Origin of the sequence: Colwellia marinimaniae (assembly GCF_002207865.1) — a bacterium.
Classification (GTDB): domain Bacteria; phylum Pseudomonadota; class Gammaproteobacteria; order Enterobacterales; family Alteromonadaceae; genus Colwellia; species Colwellia marinimaniae.
Genome location: NZ_BDQM01000197.1, coordinates 1 through 295, shown reverse-complemented (window position 1 = coordinate 295; position 295 = coordinate 1). Strand labels below are relative to the sequence as shown.

1 protein-coding gene is annotated in these 295 nt (G+C 18.0%); it reads right to left on the bottom strand.

Going from position 1 to position 295, the window contains the following annotated elements; all coding sequences use genetic code 11:
* Positions 1-10: 10 nt before the first annotated feature.
* Positions 11-295, bottom strand: a 285-nt coding sequence (locus MTCD1_RS23565) for a hypothetical protein (RefSeq protein ID WP_200818652.1), incomplete at its 5' end; no start/stop codon positions are given.

Here is a 295-nt window from a genome sequence, read left to right as displayed (position 1 = left end):
GTTATGATCTTTACGTAGAGATCCGTAGTGATCGCGCTGTTGTTTTTCTTTTTTTCTTTTCTTTTTTCTTTCTTCTTTTTTTTTTTTTTTTTTTTCTTTTTTTTCTTTTTCTTTTTTTTTTCTTTTTTTTTTTTTTTTTCTTCTTTTTTTCTTTTTTTTTTTTTTTTTTTTCTTTTTTTTTCTTTTCTTTTTTCTCTTTTTTTTTTTTTTTTTTTTTTTTCTTTTTTTTTTTTTCCTTTTTTTTTTTCTTTTTTTTGCCTTCCGTTTTTTTTTCTTTGTTCTTTTCTTCTTTATC